Source organism: Paenibacillus durus (genome assembly GCF_000756615.1).
In the GTDB taxonomy this organism is placed as follows: Bacteria; Bacillota; Bacilli; order Paenibacillales; family Paenibacillaceae; genus Paenibacillus_AQ; species Paenibacillus_AQ durus.
The window spans coordinates 4,516,051-4,534,111 of record NZ_CP009288.1; the positions used below are offsets into that span (position 1 = coordinate 4,516,051).

The 18,061-nt window shown below is 52.1% G+C and carries 15 protein-coding genes and 1 other annotated feature; of the genes, 2 read left to right on the forward strand and 13 right to left on the reverse strand.

What is annotated here, in order from left to right; all coding sequences use genetic code 11:
- Window positions 1-23: 23 nt before the first annotated feature.
- The 3 genes from PDUR_RS19605 to PDUR_RS19615 all read right to left on the reverse strand — a co-directional run bounded on the left by PDUR_RS19605 (window position 24) and on the right by PDUR_RS19615 (window position 2,141).
- Entirely contained in the window at window positions 24-467 is a 444-nt protein-coding gene (locus PDUR_RS19605; protein WP_042207814.1) for an SRPBCC domain-containing protein, read from the reverse strand.
- Between the two features lie 2 nt (window positions 468-469).
- Window positions 470-973, reverse strand: a complete 504-nt coding sequence (locus PDUR_RS19610) for a MerR family transcriptional regulator (RefSeq protein ID WP_042207815.1) — start codon at window positions 971-973, stop codon at window positions 470-472.
- A gap of 430 nt (window positions 974-1,403) precedes the next feature.
- On the reverse strand, window positions 1,404-2,141 hold the full coding sequence (locus PDUR_RS19615; RefSeq protein WP_042207816.1) for an SDR family oxidoreductase: 738 nt from the start codon (window positions 2,139-2,141) through the stop codon (window positions 1,404-1,406).
- Between the two features lie 399 nt (window positions 2,142-2,540).
- Between PDUR_RS19615 and PDUR_RS19620 the strand changes: the two genes are divergently transcribed.
- Entirely contained in the window at window positions 2,541-3,467 is a 927-nt protein-coding gene (locus tag PDUR_RS19620; protein ID WP_042207817.1) for an AraC family transcriptional regulator, read from the forward strand.
- A 347-nt stretch (window positions 3,468-3,814) separates the two neighbouring features.
- Here PDUR_RS19620 and PDUR_RS19625 read toward each other — a convergent pair whose 3' ends face one another.
- From PDUR_RS19625 to PDUR_RS27445, 5 genes are all read right to left on the reverse strand, one after another.
- Window positions 3,815-4,582, reverse strand: coding sequence for a class I SAM-dependent methyltransferase (locus PDUR_RS19625; protein ID WP_042207818.1), 768 nt, complete (start codon window positions 4,580-4,582; stop codon window positions 3,815-3,817).
- Between the two features lie 77 nt (window positions 4,583-4,659).
- A complete protein-coding gene (locus tag PDUR_RS19630) occupies window positions 4,660-6,156 on the reverse strand; it encodes a WG repeat-containing protein (RefSeq protein ID WP_042207820.1) in 1,497 nt (498 codons plus the stop codon).
- Window positions 6,157-6,324: 168 nt separating this feature from the next.
- Complete coding sequence (locus PDUR_RS19635; RefSeq protein ID WP_233277401.1) at window positions 6,325-9,012, reverse strand: ComEC/Rec2 family competence protein; 2,688 nt, start codon at window positions 9,010-9,012, stop codon at window positions 6,325-6,327.
- 243 nt (window positions 9,013-9,255) lie between these two features.
- A complete protein-coding gene (locus tag PDUR_RS19640) occupies window positions 9,256-9,774 on the reverse strand; it encodes a deoxycytidylate deaminase (protein ID WP_042207821.1) in 519 nt (172 codons plus the stop codon).
- Between the two features lie 130 nt (window positions 9,775-9,904).
- On the reverse strand, window positions 9,905-10,534 hold the full coding sequence (locus PDUR_RS27445; RefSeq protein ID WP_052410309.1) for a ComEA family DNA-binding protein: 630 nt from the start codon (window positions 10,532-10,534) through the stop codon (window positions 9,905-9,907).
- Between the two features lie 149 nt (window positions 10,535-10,683).
- On the opposite strand from PDUR_RS27445, the gene comER reads away from it, so the two are divergent.
- A complete protein-coding gene (gene comER / locus PDUR_RS19650) occupies window positions 10,684-11,526 on the forward strand; it encodes a late competence protein ComER (protein ID WP_042207822.1) in 843 nt (280 codons plus the stop codon).
- A 129-nt stretch (window positions 11,527-11,655) separates the two neighbouring features.
- On the opposite strand, the gene leuS is transcribed toward comER, so the two are convergent.
- From leuS to PDUR_RS19675, 5 genes are all read right to left on the reverse strand, one after another.
- Complete coding sequence (leuS, locus tag PDUR_RS19655) at window positions 11,656-14,103, reverse strand: leucine--tRNA ligase (protein ID WP_042207824.1); 2,448 nt, start codon at window positions 14,101-14,103, stop codon at window positions 11,656-11,658.
- A 62-nt stretch (window positions 14,104-14,165) separates the two neighbouring features.
- Window positions 14,166-14,454, reverse strand: a binding site (T-box leader).
- A gap of 61 nt (window positions 14,455-14,515) precedes the next feature.
- Window positions 14,516-15,583, reverse strand: a complete 1,068-nt coding sequence (locus PDUR_RS19660) for an AI-2E family transporter (RefSeq protein ID WP_042207826.1) — start codon at window positions 15,581-15,583, stop codon at window positions 14,516-14,518.
- Window positions 15,584-15,807: 224 nt separating this feature from the next.
- Entirely contained in the window at window positions 15,808-16,017 is a 210-nt protein-coding gene (locus tag PDUR_RS19665) for a hypothetical protein (RefSeq protein ID WP_025696239.1), read from the reverse strand.
- Between the two features lie 12 nt (window positions 16,018-16,029).
- The gene (locus tag PDUR_RS19670; protein ID WP_042207827.1) at window positions 16,030-16,551 is read right to left on the reverse strand and encodes a PRC-barrel domain-containing protein; all 522 of its coding nucleotides are present in this window, start codon (window positions 16,549-16,551) and stop codon (window positions 16,030-16,032) included.
- Between the two features lie 107 nt (window positions 16,552-16,658).
- Window positions 16,659-17,804, reverse strand: coding sequence for a cysteine desulfurase family protein (locus tag PDUR_RS19675; protein ID WP_042207828.1), 1,146 nt, complete (start codon window positions 17,802-17,804; stop codon window positions 16,659-16,661).
- Between the last annotated feature and the right edge of the window lie 257 nt (window positions 17,805-18,061).

Consider the following 18,061-nt stretch of genomic DNA (forward strand, 5'->3'; position numbering starts at 1 on the left):
TTCTCCAACCCCCATTTCCTCGTTTAATTGCCAAGCCTAAGCTCGATTTCTAGCTTGTCCAGAAAATCATTGGCCCCTTCGATATGCGCTTCCTTCGAATCCAGATCGTCGAGGAAGGCGCACAGTTCGGTATAAACGAGCTTCGTCCCGGTCCCATCGGCTTCCAATTCCACCGTCATCACGGATACCGAAATCCGCTTCTCTCCCATATCGATCGTTGCCGTGTAGACGATGCGGTTGTCAGGCACAATTTCCTGAAAGGTGAAGATGGACGCATAGATCGGACCACCAGGCTCCCCGCCTCGGATGATTTCCCGCCCGCCAACGCAGAAGTCGAGCTCGTCCGCTTTCGCGAACCAATTGGCTTTGGAGGCTGGGTCCGCCCATGCGGCATACACCCGGGCGGGTGAAGCGTTATAGGTTCGTTCCAGGCTGAACGTGTCGTGTTTGATGGAATATTCCCTCATAGCTAATCGTCCTCCATTTCTGAGTATGACTCCAAATTTTTGTCAAGAAAATCGCCCAGCCGATCGAGATGCGCATTCCAATTCACCCGCTGCTCGGTGAAATATTTTTCGTGACTCAGGCGCATCATCGCCAACAGCTTTGTAAAATCGTCAATCGTCAAAGACTCATTTCTCTGCATTAGGTTGGAGACGTGCTCCAATTCCTGCAGCAGCTTCTGCTGAGCGAGCATGGTTTGTTTAATTCGCCCGATCTGAAGGGATATAATCTCGAACAAGTTGATGCGATCGTCAGCTAGAACGGCTTTGATCTCATCAAGCGACAAACCGAGCTCCTTCAAGGACAAAATTTGTTGCAGCCGTGCAATGTCCGATTCGGTGTAGAGCCGATGTCCTGAATGGGAGTGGTACGATGGCGAAAACAAACCGATCTGATCGTAGTATCGCAGCGTTCGAATCGTTAATCCCGTTAACTTGGCAAGCTCTCCGACTTTCCAATTCCGTTTCATGATCATCCCCTTTCGTTTGCGCTAGCTGACTATCGGTAAACTTATTATAAAAGATGACGTTACGTCACGTTCAAGTGTTTTAATTTGTTTTTGAAACGGTATCGAATCCACAAGATCTGCGCTGGCTCTAACCTATACTATTGAACCGCAAAATGTCTCGATACTTGGTCAGGAAACCTTACTCATGCTTTCCGCTATCTTAAGTGTTAGAGTACCACAATTTAAATGCAAAGATTCTACGCTAAACTGCCCGTTCGTTGAAAAAGGCTCCCGTTCAATTGCGGAAGCCTCTTGATGGTTATTCAGCTATCGTTACCCGTTAATTCAGCGCCGCCGCGCGAGTCTAATACCTCACTTTCACAAGACGGCAGCATATCCGAAGCCTACTCATGCCCCTAGTTAAAGGCTATTCGGCGCTTTTCTACAATACTCAATTGAACCCGCCGTTTACGCGAATCGTCTGCCCTGTGATCCAACGAGCTTTGTCGCTGACGAGCAACTCGATCACATTCGCGATGTCCTCCGGTTCGCCAAGCCGTCCAAACGCGTTCATTCGGCGGTATGAATCAATCAACTCCTCTGATTTGCCGTTCAAGAATAACTCGGTCGACACTTGGCCGGGTGCTATGCAATTGATGACGATGTCTTTAGGACCGAATTCCTTAGCCAACTGGCGGGTCAACTGCTCGACCGCACCTTTCGTGGCAGCGTAGACGCTGTACGTTGGTAGCATCGCGCCCGAAATGGAGGTCGAGAAGTTAATGATCGTCCCGCCTTTTGCCATATGCTTCATTGCTTGTTGACAAGCGAAATAAGTCCCCTTCACGTTGATCGCGAAATTCCGATCAAACATCTCCTCCGTCACGTCCGCGATAGCCGTACATTCCATGACGCCGGCATTATTGACCAGAATGTCCAAGCGTCCAAATCGCTCGAGCGTCTCCGAGAACAATGCCTCGACTTCGCTCACCTTGCTCACATCGGCGCGGATTGCAGTCGCTTCGCCACCGGATTGCTCAATCGTCTGTACGACCTCGCCCGCTTTCCCCTGATTCGAGGAATAATTGACAACTACCTTCGCGCCGGATTGCGCCAATTGGATGGCTACTTGCCGTCCGATGCCCCGCGACGCCCCGGTGACGATCGCGACTTTTCCATTCAAACTCATTTTCGTTCTCTCCCTTTATTTTGATTTTGGCCGATCGGTTTTCCGCCGTGCCCGACCTTGCAAATTTATTATATTGAATGTTTGCTTTAACCCGTTAGAACATACCTGTTCAATCCTTGCCTAATTCTCTTCTGTCTCGTTATTATAAAAGTAAACTATATAAGATGAACTTGAAAATGTAATCAGTGTAAGGAGTAACGAAGGGGAAGTTTGGAACTGTAGGAGCGATAGCGATCGCCTTTGTCTCCGGATTTCAACCGCGAAGATTGGTTTAAATCAAGAAATCTGGAGACAACAGCGGCCGGAAGTCCAAACGTTCCTCGTAGTTGCCACTGGTATCTGATGGGAAAATCTTAAGTTCAGCTTATATACACCCTTTCTGGAAAGGAACTCGCAAACATGGACGAATCACTGCGAATGGAGCAAGCCTTGCAACAATTGGCGCTCTTGATACGTCGCCATGCTCCGTCGAACGGTACGCATCAGACGTCCGTACCTTCTTTGGCGCTGATGCATACCACACAGGTGTCAGAACCGCTGGAATCTGTATATAAGCCATCCATTTGCGTCGTGGCCCAAGGTGCGAAAACGGCCACACTGGCCGACGAAACCTACCGATACGATCCTTCGACTTACCTGGTCACTTCCGTCGAATTGCCGATCATCGGCAGAATCATCGAGGCTTCGCCCGAGATCCCATATTTAAGTTTGAAACTGAGCTTTGACCCCGACGTCATCCTGGACATCGTGAAAGAGACGAATCGTCCCGTTATCGATCCCGTGGAAGCCTGTCGAGGCATAACCGTGAACCGAACGTCTCCCGCATTACTCGAAGCCATCGTACGGCTCATGCAGCTGCTGGACGCGCCTGAGGACACTCCGATTCTGGCGCCTCTCGTCATCCGTGAAATTCTGTATCGAGTGCTTCAAGGCGAACAAGGCGCGCGTATCCATCAATTCGCAATCATTGGCAGCCATGCGTACAACATCGCTCAAGCGATCCAGTTGATTAACCGGCAATACGACCGTCCGCTCGTGATCGAGCAGCTTGCAAGGTCCGTAAACATGAGCACGTCGGCGTTTCATAAACATTTCAAGCGCGTCACGGCGATGAGCCCGTTGCAATACCAGAAAATGGTGCGTTTGCAAGAAGCCCGGCGCTTAATGTTGACGGAAACCGTGCAAGCCTCCGATGCGGCCTTCCGCGTAGGCTACGAAAGCCCGTCCCAGTTCAGCCGGGAATATGCCCGTATGTACGGTCGGCCACCGATGCTGGATGTTCAGGAGCTTCGCGGTTCGATCGCGAGCTCCAATGCGCTTGGCTGAATTCCATCAATGGCAGCAAAAGAAAGTTTGGCATCGACAAAAAACAGGGCCCTGATGATTGATCGTCAAGGCCCTGTTCTTCATATAGTCCGAGTATGAAAGCTGCTACAGATTTTGGGGTTAGCTCTTTACTATTTGTGGATAGATAACTTGAGTTTTTTCATCAAAGTATCCTGCTTCCGATAGTACTATCTCACTCAAATCATATTTAACAAATATCTGCAAATACCTAGCAATATGATCGCCATAATTTTGACCAAAATAGACCAACGTAACGAAGCCACTATTTTAAGAAACAGCCTCTTGATGTTTGAGCTTTCGTGTCCCGTTAGTGCAACGAGAACAAATCATTTTCTTGCTAAATACAAGTCGATAGTATCATAAACATTTAATACATCACCAGATTTTATAATTGCTTCTTTAATCTCATCTTCAAACAATTCTTTTGTAGAGGATGGCATACTTCTATGGTCTGAATATGTATTTAATAATGCGATATAGTCAGTTGAAGAAAATCTTCTAGTTAAATGATATAACTTAAACACAACATCACTAAATCCATAAGCTTGAATAGTCTTTGATATGTTATTATATCTTTCAGTGTCATTTTCTATTATCTTGGTATTGGAAGGTCTATATTTTTGATATATGCCTTGAATATTCTGATGTAATTCGTCATTTTCCCGTGATACAAATGGTCGGTTCCAAAATAATGCTAGTGTTCCATGGGTTTTCAATAATTTGGAGACTTTAGGATAACCTATTTCTTCTGGAATCCAATGAAATGCAGTAGCTGAATAAATTATATCTATACTGTCATCTGGGCATTCAAATTCTTCAAATGTAGTATTGCATACCTTGAAATATTTATATTCTCGAAACTTTAATTTTGAATATTCTGCGAGGTCTTTTCCTAATTCAATTGCCGTTAATTCACAGCCCATTTTCAAAAAAGGTCTTGTTGCCTGACCTGTTCCAATACCAATTTCAATTGCTTTTTTACCTTGCTCAATTTGAGAATACGCCATAATATCTTTGAATAATTCTTCACAATATGTCGGTCTCCATTTGTCGTAGTTCTCTACATCCTCATTAAATGTTAGTCGATTATCCATAAATAATCATCCTCCCGATAATCACTACCACGCTATACTGCCCTTTAACGTAACGAAGCCACTGTATAAGAAACGGCCTAATGATTGGCCCCCGGCCACAGAATCTTCCCTGTCTTATCGATCAGCAAAGAGGTATACGTATCGTCTTGATTAAAGATATGGGCCCTGGCTGCCCCTCCGCGAAAACCCTCTACCCAAGCGAACTGAGGTTTGATGATAACGTCCCCGGCCAGATTTTTGTATCCGTAAAGATTATTGGCCTCATAAGGTACCAATCCTTCGCTATAGGTGCCAATATGATCAGCGCCGGGGACAGCCGTTAGCTTGCCCTTTGTATCCATCAGCCACTGTTTATAACTGTTTCCGCTCCTCCGGACAAAGAGGATATACCCGTTCTCGAAGCTCCCGCTAAAGCCGGCATCTTTACTGTACTGGGGCTTCACAATCCATTTGCCGTTTTTGTCGATTAGCCCGCTTTTTCCGTTCATGCTGGCTACTGCAATACCGTCCGAGAAGGGGCCCGCCCAATCAAAAACAGGTTTCAGCACCCACTGCCCTTTGGTGTCGATAAACCCGGTTTTGGCTGTAGTCTTGCCACCAGTCTTGACCAGTACGCTGACCGCTGCTTTTCCTTCGGAAAAGGAATCGGAGCTCTGGATGCCTGAAATTACGGGAATGGCTGTTTTTCCATTATGGTCAATGTAATAGGTTTTCCCGCCTTTAACGACCTTGGCCAACCCATCCGAGAAATTGTAGGCATGATCATATGCCGCCGGAATTACGATCCGCCCGGTACGGTTCAGATAGCCTATCCGTACTTGGGTGCCGCCGCCTTTCATCGTCACCAGATCCTTAAAAGTGGCCAGCCCTTCATTAAACTGTCCCAGTTGATAGTGAGAAGCGGCGAAGGCCAGCTCTCCGGCCCGGTTCATGTAACCGGCGCTGATCCCGTTCTTTTTTACCGGAATCAGCTCCTCATAGCCAAAATCCGGGTTTTCCGTATAGGAAGTGCTGAGCATTTCTTGGCCCAGACTATTCACAGCAACCGTACCTTCAGTTGTACTGAAACTGTACCAATACTGGCTGTTCAGCTTCTCCCCGGCATCTCCCTCTACAGGGCGGAGCTGGATGAGGTTCGTATCGGACACTATTGAATAGCCGCTGCCACTTAATTCTCCGGCCAGGGACAGGGGGATGAATAGATTTCCGTTAATATAACTCGGCTTTTGTTCCAGAGTCTTAACGTTTCCGTTGAAAACGGCCTTATCATCTCCCGGTTTAACGGACAGGCTGGATCCCTTGCCGTTCTTCAGGTTAACCTCTGAGGCGGTCACCGAAGTGAACCCATACCCGAACCTTTCCGCAATAGGACGGATCGGCACCATTATCGCACCGTCCTGCACGATTGGGCCTTCGGGGAGCAGCAGGTGCTCGCCCTGATCGAACAGCTCCCAATTATTGGCATAGGCCTCCCGGTTTCCGAATCCAAGCAGCGCGGATAGGGTAAGCAGGCCGATGGCCACCGTAGTTATCATATTCTTTTTACCAGTGAACAGGTTTCGGTAGGCACACATAAAAAATAATCTCCTTACGTATGGATTTTTTTGGAATTGCAATATTCAATTAGACGCCACCGGAAGTAAATAGTTGCAGTTCCTCCCCACATTTCAACGAGCTGTTCATGGTTCTAGGCAATTCCGAGACGATCCAAGGATTCACGAATGACCCGGCTCGCTACCAGCTTAAAGTTTGTGCCTAACCTGAATTCCCCCATGCCGTATCCGCATTTGGATCTCTCCTTGCTGATCGGTACGATACACAAGCATGCCTCTGTCAATAAAGCGGGCCAAGACCTCGCCGCTTGGATGACCATACAGATTGTTAGCACCTACAGAGACTACTGCGACGGAGGGCTTCCAGTACTGCAGCCAAGCTGCTCCGTTCGAGGTTTTGCTGCCGTGGTGGGCGGCTTTCAGCACGTCGACGGCGGATGCGCCGCGGATTCCCTCCGTTTCGTTAGCCGCCGCTATGCTCTCCTCGGTCTTGCTGTCTATATCCCCTGTAAACAAAAAGCTCCTCCCGCTCATATCCAGACGAAATACGACGGATGCCGGATTCTGTTCTTCCAGAACCGGAACCGGAATTTCTTCTCCGTCTCGCATCACCGGTTCGGGCCACAAAAAGGAGAGCTTCGAAGAATCGTCCGGGGATAGTGCCATCCCCTGATGAACACCGTACAGCCTGACGCCGCGCTCCACCGCCGTCTTCATCAGCTTGACATATTCTTCGCGCTGCGCAAGCGTTCCATTGAACAGCAGCGCCGAGACCGGGATTTCCTCCAGCACAGCCTGAAGACCGCCTGCGTGGTCTTGATCCCCGTGTGATAAAATAACCGCATCCAGCCGGTGAATGCCGCGCTTTTTCAGCAGAGGGACAAGTGTCTTGGCTCCGACTTCATAGGGACTGCGGCGGATGCGCCACTCTTCCCTTTTTCCAAAGCTGACTGTCCCTCCGCCATCGACCAGAATATGAGCGCCTCCCGGAGTGGTAATCAATATGCTGTCGCCCTGCCCTACATCAAGAAAGCTGACGGAGCCTTCGGGCGACAGCCGCTCCGGGCGGTATCCCAGATACAGCAGCAATCCGAGACCCCCGGTCAGCGCCGCAGCGGCAATCCGGCAGCGAGTCAGCGTTCTAGTACGCTGATGATCGCCAGGATGAGCAGCGGAGGAATGTCGCGGCGGCTTGGAATGCGGCCGCAGCCCTTCAAGCGGCCTTGTCTCATCATCCGCATACTGCGGTGCATGCCGCGTATCGGCGTGATGCTTCAAGACTCGCAGCAGGCTGTATAGCAGCACATAATACAATCCGATCCATAAAAGAGACGGAGAGCTCCAAATCGTCATCCCCGCGTAACGGCCGGTCCACTCGACCGCGCCAAATGTCGCGTCATTCATGATTTCAACGACATGGGCCAAAGCCCCCGCACAAGCAGGCCACACCTTGCCGAGCAGAAGCGCGGCCGTCCCCGCAGGCAGTACGGCAAAGGTGATAAAGGGAACGAGCACCAGGTTGGCCGCAAACGACAGCGCCGCGAACTGGTTGAAGTAGTAGATCGTCAGCGGAAACGAAACAAGCTGCGCTACCAGCGTAACCGTAGCCGCGCTTCCGAGTCTGCGGGGCAGAAAGGAAACCAGCGGCGCCGCCAGCGGGACATAGACCATAAGTCCGGCCGTGACGAGAAATGACAGCTGAAAGCTGACATTAAGCAAAAAGTACGGCTCCCATATCAGCATCAGCAGTGCGGACACGCTTAAAATATGCATGCCGTCCTTCAGTACACCCATACGCGCCGCATATAAGGCGATCATGCTCATAAGTCCTGCCCGGACGACGGAAGGGCCTGCGCCGGAGAGGAGCACATACGCTGGAATGAGCAGCAGCGTCACAGTTAGCGCCGTCTCCTTGGTGAGCCTCAGCCGTGACAGGACGAACAGCAGAAACCCCGCATACACGGCGACATGCATCCCGGAAATGGCAAGAATATGCGTAAGTCCGAGCCTGGAGAACTGCCGGTACGTCTCTGGATCGAGCTCGTCCTGCATTCCGATAATGAGCCCTTTTAAATATCCGGCGTCCTTCTCCCGGAACAGAGATTCCAGTTCTGCTCCGAGCTCCGCCCTGACCGCGTCGTTCCAACGCAGAAGCTTCAGTAGGCCCCAGGTTTCGGGCGGCGCCGCCTCGACTTGTCCGGTCCCGGCAACTTTCAGCATCCAGTGAATATGCCGGTTCCGCAAATATTCACGGTAATCGAACCCGCCGAAATTGCGGGCGCCGGAGGGAGACGCAAGGCTGCCATCCAGCGATACGCGGTCTCCTCTTCTCCAAGCGGCCGCGGTAGCGATCTCCTGCTCGGTATGAAGCTTCAACTGCACGGCGATTTTCTCCCCATCCGCCGATTGGGCGGCAGTCCCGGAAGCGCCCTTTGTTTCATCTCTATAAAGCGAAGCGGATTTATTCTCTCCACCAACCGGTAAAGAACCGTCCTGTCCGCCGGATGAACGGATTTTCTCCAGTTTAACCGTAAAATCGACCCGATCCCCATCCCTCTCCACGGTTGACACGATCGTTCCTTCTGCATGAACCACCAGTTCTTCCAGCCGTGCGGAAGGCAGTCCGAGCGCCTCTGGAAGCACGCTTTCATTACGAAGGTCATTCCATTCCCAGTACGCCCCACCCACGGTAAGTGTAATCCACAGCAGGATTATATGCTTTCGGCTCCACCTGCCGGGCAGCATGGCGGCCGCAAGCAGCAGCGACGCTCCAGCCCAAGCTGTGAACAGCCTTTCTGTCGGCAGTATACTTGCGGCTCCATTTCCGATCACCCAGCAGATGACCAGGTAGAGCAGCGGCCTTCTTCTCATTGACATCCCTTCTTCTCCTGGAAAAATGCCGCCCTGTAAGGGCGAAACCGCCATCTTCAAGAAGAAACGGCTGCGCCGTCCTTTTAAGGACGGTACCGATTCTCGTAGAAATATAAGACCAAACGATAGGCGCGAAGCTTATAAAGTCTCATATTTAAATAAAAAAGAACCCCTGTTCACGCATAGGTGCGTAGACAGAGGTTCTTCCTCCTAATTTGATCCATGATACGCTGAAATAACGTATCTGCTTTAACCCTGCACATCCAGAACCGTCTCACGAGGAGGTTCATATCCTTCCAACCGGCGAAACTGGATGCCTTTGGAGGCCATCATTGACCGGACCTTTTCCGTGTCCTTCGGATAGCTCCGGTGGTAGACGATTTCGACGACTCCGCTGTTGGCCAGCATATTCGCGCAGGTCCAGCAGGGCTCGTCGGTTACGTACACCGTGCTGCCTTCCCTGTCGATCCGGTCCGTAAAGAGCAGCAGATTCTGCTCCGCATGAATCGTCCGGATGCAGCGCTGCTTCTTGACCATCGTCTCCACCCCGTCCACAACCTCCAACTCATACTGCTCAGAGATCATGCAGCCCGCTTCGGAGCAGTCCGGCACCCCCATTGGAGCGCCGTTATAGGCCGTGCCGAGCAGCTTCTTGCCCTGAACAAGCACAGCGCCGACGTGACGGCGCGGACAGCGCGAACGGGTCGAGACCATAAAGGCGATGTCCATAAAATACGTATCCCAATCTTTGCGATAGGCAATGGTCATTGTCGTTCCCCATTCTCTCCAAAATCGTTGTTAACTATTGTAGCATATCCCAGCAGCCTGGCAATATAACAACCATCAATCGGCTCCCTGCAGCAGCTCGCTGATACCGCCAAGTATAATGCCTGTTTTATCAAAATAAAACGTAGGGCCTCAGCTTCTCCAGCATCTTCGGACCGATTCCTTTTACTTTTCCCAAATCGGAAGCGTTACGAAATGCCCCATGCTGATTGCGGTAGTCCAGAATCGCCTGCGCTTTCTTTTCGCCGATGCCAGGCAGGCTGGTCAATTCGGAGATTCCTGCCGTATTAACATTAACCTTCCCCTCCGCAGTTGCCGGAGCATCAGCCCCCGGAGCCCGGGAAGCAGCAGCTTGATCTTTGGCGCTATCATCTGTTACTGTGCTGGTCCCTTCCTTAGCCCGAGCCGCGTATCCCGCTCCAGCTCCATCCGAGCCGGCCACCGCTTTAGCGGTCTCCTGCGAGGCGGCAGCTTCGGCGCCTCCGCTTTTTCGCATAGAGCTGCCCTCCGCTTCCGCTGCTTCTTTTAGTTTACCCGGCTCACGAGAAGCCTCGCTTCGGCTATCTTGCGCAGGACTGCCGCCCGCTGTCGCCGTCTGGCCGCTTTCAATCGCCTCTGCCACCTGAACGTTCAACGTTTCCCACCCGGCGATTCCTTGCTCACCCCCGTTTCCGGTGGTCCAGATTAACCCGCCTCCGATTAACGCTGCGGCAATCGCGCCGATTATACTTATCTTGTTCATACCGGCTTCTCCTTTATCTTTAATTTTCTAATTTATCCGAACCTTTTTTCCATACATCACCTAAACTCAGGCATGTGGCCATGCCTGTAATGCATACATATAACGAAGAACATTACTGTAAGAGCAAGCGCGAAAGGAGGAACCACAGGATGAAAGTGGGTTTTATCGGAACGGGCAGCATGGGCAGCCTGTTGATCGACGCCTTTCTTTCTTCCGGGGGGCTTTTGGCCGGCGACGTGATTGCGAGCAACCGCAGTCCGCAGAAGCTGGCCCGTCTCGCGCAGCTTCACCCCGGAATCACGCTCGCGGGAAGCAATGGAGAAACCGCGTCCCGGAGCGATATTTTATTTCTATGCGTCAAGCCGATGGAATTTAAAACGCTAACCGATGAAATCGCCCATTGTCTCCGCAGCGAACAGATTGTCGTGTCCATTACAAGTCCGGTCCAAATTTACCACCTGGAGAGAGCCCTGCCGTCCAAAATCGCTAAGATCATTCCCAGCATTACACACAGCGTATACAGCGGAACCTCGCTCTGCGTGCTTGGCAGCCGGCTGGAGGCCGATGATAAGGAGCAGCTGCTCAAGCTGATGTCCCATATAGGCACTCCGGTGGAAATATACGAGCACCATACCCGGATCTCTTCCGATTTTTCCAGCTGCGGCCCGGCTTTCCTGAGCTATTTTATCGAACGGTGGATTGAAGCTGCCGCTGAAGCGACCGGGATCGACCAGGCACTGGCAGGAAAGCTTGCGGGCGAGATGCTTCTTGGAACGGGAAAGCTGCTGACCGAAGGCGAATTTACGCCGCAGCAGCTGCAGGACCGTGTCGCCGTCCCCGGCGGCATTACCGCTGAAGCTCTGAATCATCTGCGCTGCAGCCTGGACGGGGTATTCGAGCGGCTGATCTCCACGACGCACAAGAAATACGACGAGGATGTGGCCAAACTCGATTCGCTGTTCGGACGGGACGGGATTCATCAAAACAAATGAGAGGCCACCCAGCGAAAATGCCCGCCTCTTGCGGTAGAGACTTGACCTGGATATCTCGCCGTAACACCCGCAAACACGCAAAAACCCCGCGACAGGATAAACTCCCGCTGCGGGGTTTGGCGTTCTTCGCTAACCCACTACGATATTGACCAGCTTGCCCGGAACCGCAATGACTTTGCGGACGGTCTTGCCTTCTATTGCTGCGCTCACATTCGAGAGACCCATCGCATGCGCCTGCATCTCCTCTTGTCCCATACCTTGCGGGATCAGGCTGCGCTGAACGATTTTGCCGTTCACCTGAACCACAATTTCCACCTCGGCGTCCACAGTCAGCGCCTCGTCGTAAGACGGCCACTCCACATAAGTGATGGTGCCCTCGTGTCCAAGCAACTGCCACAGTTCTTCGGCAAGATGGGGAGCAAGAGGGGACAGCATCTGCGCAAAATTCTCCATCGCCTGGCGCGGCAGCGTCTCCTGCTTATAGGCGTCGTTGATGAAGATCATCAGCTGGCTGATCGCCGTATTAAAGCGCAGATTCTCAAGATCATCGGTCACTTTCTTGATCGTCTTATGCCAGGTGCGCTTGAATTCTTCGTTGCCGCCGTCCTCCGTGATTTTGGCGCTCAGGCTGCCCTCTTCGCTTACGAACAAGCGCCATACGCGGGAGAGGAAGCGGTGAATGCCTTCCACGCCGTTCGCGTTCCACGGTTTGGTCGCTTCCAGCGGGCCCATGAACATTTCGTACACGCGCAGCGTGTCCGCGCCGAATTCGCCTACAATCTCGTCCGGATTAATGACATTGCCGCGCGACTTGCTCATCTTCTCGTTGTTGGTGCCGAGAATCATGCCCTGGTTGACCAGCTTGTAGAACGGCTCTTTCGTATTTACAACGCCGAGATCATACAGCACCTTATGCCAGAAGCGGGCATACAGCAGATGAAGCACCGCATGCTCAGCGCCGCCGATGTACAGATCGACCGGCAGCCATTCCTTCTGCTTCTCGGGAGAACACAGCTCCTTGTCGTTATGCGGATCGATGTAACGCAGGTAGTACCAGCAGCTGCCGGCCCACTGCGGCATCGTGTTCGTCTCGCGGCGGGCTTTCATGCCGGTCTCCGGATCGACCGTCTCAACCCAATCCGTCACATTCGCCAGCGGCGATTCGCCCGTACCCGAAGGCTTGATCGCCTCAACATCCGGCAGCAAGAGCGGAAGCTGGTCTTCCGGGACCGTCTTCATCGTGCCGTCTTCCAGGTGAAGAATCGGGATCGGCTCGCCCCAATAGCGCTGGCGGCTGAACAGCCAATCGCGCAGGCGGTAAGTTACTTTGCCCTTGCCGAAGCCTTTCTCCTCCAGCCAGGCGATCATGGCGGCGATGGCCGCCGTATTGTCCAGTCCGTTCAGGAAATCGGAATTGACATGCGGACCGTCGCCGGCGTAGGCTTCCTCTTCCACATTGCCCCCTTGGACAACCTCGATGATCTCGAGTCCGAACTGCTTGGCGAACTCCCAGTCGCGGGTGTCATGCCCTGGTACGGCCATGATCGCTCCCGTACCGTATCCGGCCAGGACGTAGTCCGCGATCCAGATCGGCAGTTTGGCTCCGTTTACCGGATTGACCGCATAGGCGCCGGTAAACACGCCTGTCTTCTCCTTCGCAAGATCGGTCCGTTCCAAATCGCTCTTGCGCGAAGCCAGTGTCTGGTATTCCTCCACGGCCGAACGCTGGGCGTCAGTCGTAATAGACGCCACCAGCTCGTGCTCGGGCGCGAGCACACAGTAGCTTGCCCCGAACAGGGTATCGGGCCGGGTTGTAAATACGGTCAGATTAGCATCATGACCGTCGATGCCAAAGGCGACTTCGGCGCCCTTCGATTTGCCGATCCAGTTGCGCTGCATGTCCTTGATGCTCTCGGACCAGTCCAGCTCTTCCAGATCCTCCAGCAGACGCTCGGCGTATTCGGTAATCCGCAGAATCCACTGGCGCATCGGTCTGCGGATGACGGGATGCCCGCCGCGCTCGCTTTTGCCATCGATGACTTCTTCGTTAGCTAGTACGGTGCCAAGCGCCTCACACCAATTCACCGGCACTTCAGCGACGTAAGCCAAGCCGCGCTTGTACAGCTGAATGAAGATCCACTGCGTCCATTTATAGTAGCTAGGGTCCGTCGTGCTGATCTCGCGGTCCCAATCATAGGAGAAGCCCAGCGATTTGATCTGGCGGCGGAAATTATTGACGTTCTTGATCGTGATATCACGCGGATGCTGCCCCGTATCCAGCGCATGCTGCTCGGCAGGCAGACCGAAGGCATCCCAGCCCATCGGGTGAAGCACATTGTAACCGCGCATCCGCTTGTAGCGGGAGACGATATCCGTCGCCGTATAACCTTCCGGATGCCCTACATGCAGACCGGCGCCCGAAGGGTAAGGAAACATGTCGAGCGCGTAGAATTTCGGCTTGCCCGCTTCCTCACCGGTCTTAAAGGTATGATGTTCTTCCCAATACTTCTGCCATTTCGGTTCCAGTACCTGCGCCCGGTAACCTTGTGCGGCTGTATTTCCCTTGCTGTCGCTCATTACTACTCCTCCTTGAATTGCTGCGAACCTCTAAAAAAGCCTCCCATCCATAGCGTAAAAACGCTAGGGACGAGAGGCTGAATTCCCGTGGTACCACCCTAGTTAGCAGGCGGACATTCTTTGCCCGGCGCTTGCTCACTCTACACCCTGTAACGGGGGCGGGCCGACGGCGGTTAACGCTTGGACACTTCTCCGGTTAAGAGAACTGCTCTTTCAGTCCGAAAGACGCCAAGCGGCTTGCGCCGTTTCTCCGAGGCGAGTTCATTTCGCTGTCGTCAACCGGCTTTCACCAATAACACCGGCTCTCTGCATGACTCATCCGAAATTAATGCTCCTCATCCTTGAATCATTTGAAGTTCATTTTCCACAACATTATATACAATACCGGCCGCCTCAGTCAATGCGCATTCTGTCATACCGGTTTCCGCTTCATATAATAGGTGATGACATGCTGAAGGACGACCTTTCCCGCCGCGAAGCAGGGTACCGCCAGAATCAGCCCGACTATACCGGCAAGCTCGCCGCCCACCAGCAGCGCAAAAATAATGAGCAGCGGATGCAAATGCAGCGTCCGTCCGACGACCTGCGGCGAAATTATATTGCTCTCCAACATTTGGCATATCGTATTCACCACGACGACAAGCATCACCAACCTAAATGATATGGTCGACGCCATCACAATCGCGGGAGCCGCCCCGAGAAAAGGGCCTAAATACGGGACGAGTTCGAATATGGCCACCAGGCTCGCGAACAGCAGCGCATACGGCATTCCGATCAACGCGTAGCCGATATAAGCGAGTATGCCGATAATCAGACTGACCAGGAACTGGCCGCGGATGTAATTGCCGAGCGCCTCGTCGATATCTTTTAACATCGTCACAATGGATTTGCGGCGGGAGCGCGGGAGACAGGACACAAGCATCCGTTCGAACACATCGAAATCTTTCAAAATATAGAACACCAAAAAAGGAACGATGAAAGCGTCGAACAGCACGCCGATGGTGGTGCCGATATGGTCCAGGAAATGCGAAATTCCCGCAGCAAGCCGGTTCTCCAGCTGGAAAAACCAGTTGTTGAGTCCCATTTCCACTCCGGGCGGGATGAGACGGGTATTCATGCTGTGCATCAGCCCCTGCGCTCTTAGCGTCATCTCCGGCAAATGCTCGTTAAGCTCTTCGAGTTGCTTAATGAACATCGGAATGAGGTTGACGGCAATGACGGCAATCGTGGTCAAGAATACGGCATAAATCAGCAGAACGGCTGCTCCTCGCGGCACTTTTCGGCCAGCCAGCATACTGACAATGGGATTAAGCACATAGGATATGATCATGGCGGCCAAGAAGGGGGCCAGCACCGCTTTCAAAAAATCGAATACATGCTGCAGCATCGGATGAAGCAGCCAGACGAAATACAAAATGATCAGAGCCAGAAGCACCCCGACCATCCAGCGGAACCATTTACTCCCTGACCATTGCTCCATGGCGTTACCTCCTGCGGCAAACTGGACTAGCTTGTAAAGTAAGTATATGTTTGTCCGCCGCAAAATAACCGCCGTTTCTGAAACCTGCCTCATAAAGCGATTGCCCCGTATTTTTTTCAAAAATAAAAACGCCCAACATCCCTGCCGCATTACCCGCAACAAGGAAATTGGACGCCTGTAAATCTTATGTAACCGCCTCTTGAGACAAGCGTTTTATGCTTGCCTCAGGAAGTGGCGTGAATGTGAGGAAACTCCTGCGCTATCTCTTCTCCGCAGAACAGATCGTCCAGCGAACTGAGCGTGCCGTCTTCTTCAACCTGATAAACCGACATTTTCTCGCCGTTGACCGTCAGTTCAATGAAACATCCCCAGCAATAAAATTGATGGGAACCAATCTTGCCGATATCCTTGGACCCGCAGTTTGGACACTTCATACATCATTCCACCTATCCGTTAACAATGTTAATATTTTTTTCTAATCTTTCTTCACTGAGTGCCGGAACCACCACTGCATTCTCTCCAATGGACATTCCCGGTATGCAAGGCAGCCACTTACGACCTTCCATCAAATCAGTCACAAGCCCGTCGCTAATTTCCAGGGCTACTATTGTGTTTCCCAACTTTTGGTCAAAATAAACATCGGACACTTTGCCAAGAATCGTTCCGGTCTCCGTCACGACCTGCATGTCTTTCAATTTGTTCTTGCCCTCCAGAAAGGAATGGGGTATGCTGCCTGCGTCCATCTTCCGAATAGACTCCTCATTCTGTATCATCACGGCATCCTCGCCGTAGGCGACAATGTCTTCCCATGCCACAACTTTCACATGACTGCCGAAAAAAGATTTGCTTTCCAGTTCAATACCCGTAATGTTCCAGTTTGAATCTAAAACACAGTCGACAATTTTGCCGACTTCCTTGCCTTCCTCGACTCCAAACACATTCAGACCAATAAAATCCTGAAGTCTCATGGCCGCAATCTCCTTGTTCTAATGGAGTCCAGGAGAATTCCGCAGGCTGTAATAGCCGCCAAAAACTCCTGCACTGAAGGGATAACCACATCCGGCGGCAAAAGGCTCTACCCTTTAATACGCAGCCGGTTTAAAATGGTTTCAATTTTCCGGGCAACATGTTCCATTTCTTCAGAAGTATTACCCAAGCCGGTGCTGAATCGAATCGCCGAGCTTAATCGATCGTCCGCAAGGTTCATTGCCTTCAACACATGTGAAATTTCGAGGGAACCCGAGGTACATGCTGATCCGCTGGAAGCGGCGATGCCCTCCATATCGAGATTCATCAGCATGACGTCCGAACGGACGCCAGGGAAGCTTATATTCGTAATATGCGCCAAACCGTGCTCGGCATTCCCGTTAATCTTATAAGAGTCCCGTCCGATTCCCTGGTCCAGTCCCTCAAGCAGGCGATTCCGCAGCGCCAACGATTCTTCATTCCTGGCCGCTTGGCCCTTTACGGCTAGTTCGACCGCTTTGGCAAATCCGGCCGCACCGGCCAAATTCTCCGTCCCCGCCCGGCGCCCCCGTTCCTGCAATCCTCCGTACAGCCGGGGATGAAGCGGCGCGCCGCGCCGGACATAAAGGCCGCCAATGCCCTGTGGCCCGTTGATTTTGTGTGCGGTGAAGCTCATATAGTCCACAGGCAGGTCTGACAGTGAAATCGGAATAGATCCCAGTGCCTGAACGGCATCGACGTGGAATAAAATTCCCTTCTCCCTGGCCAGTCTGCCAATCTCTTCAATCGGCTGAACCGTACCCACTTCATTGTTGGCAAGCATAACGCTGATTAGGAACGTATCGTCCCGAAGCGCCGCTTCGAGATCTTTCAGTGCAACCCGGCCTGTCTGATCCACAGGGAGGTAAGTTATGGAATACCCTTCCTTCTCCAGCTCCTCGCAGGCATGCAGCACGGCGTGATGCTCGATGGCCGTTGTGATAATATGACCGCCTTTGCGGGAATAGGCTGCGCCGAACAGCGCCAGATTATCGCTCTCCGTGCCCCCGCCGGTAAATACCCATTCATCCGGGGAACAGCCTAAATTGGAGCTGATCGCATCGCGCGCTCCGTTGATTATCTTCTTCACAGAGCGCCCGAACGCGTGCACGCTGGAGGCATTGCCAAATTGCTCCGTCATTATCTTCATCATGACCTCCGCCACCTCCGGATGAACCGGCGTCGAGGCGGCATGGTCCAAATAAATTGGCTTCATATATAGAACTCCCTATTCTTATCTCTCAGTCTGTCCGCTAAATTGTATATCATTCAGCACGCTCATAGGTTACCATAAATTAACAAAATATATACAACCTTGTGACCATGCTATGAGAGCATACCTCAAAACATAAAGACCGGCAAGAGCCGTACCCAAATCCAGCGGCGTTCCGGTCTTCACTTGGTTGACAAGGCGCTCCATGTTGGACAGGTGCTGAGGGAACCACTACGAGTTGGCCATGCGCAGTTGATCTT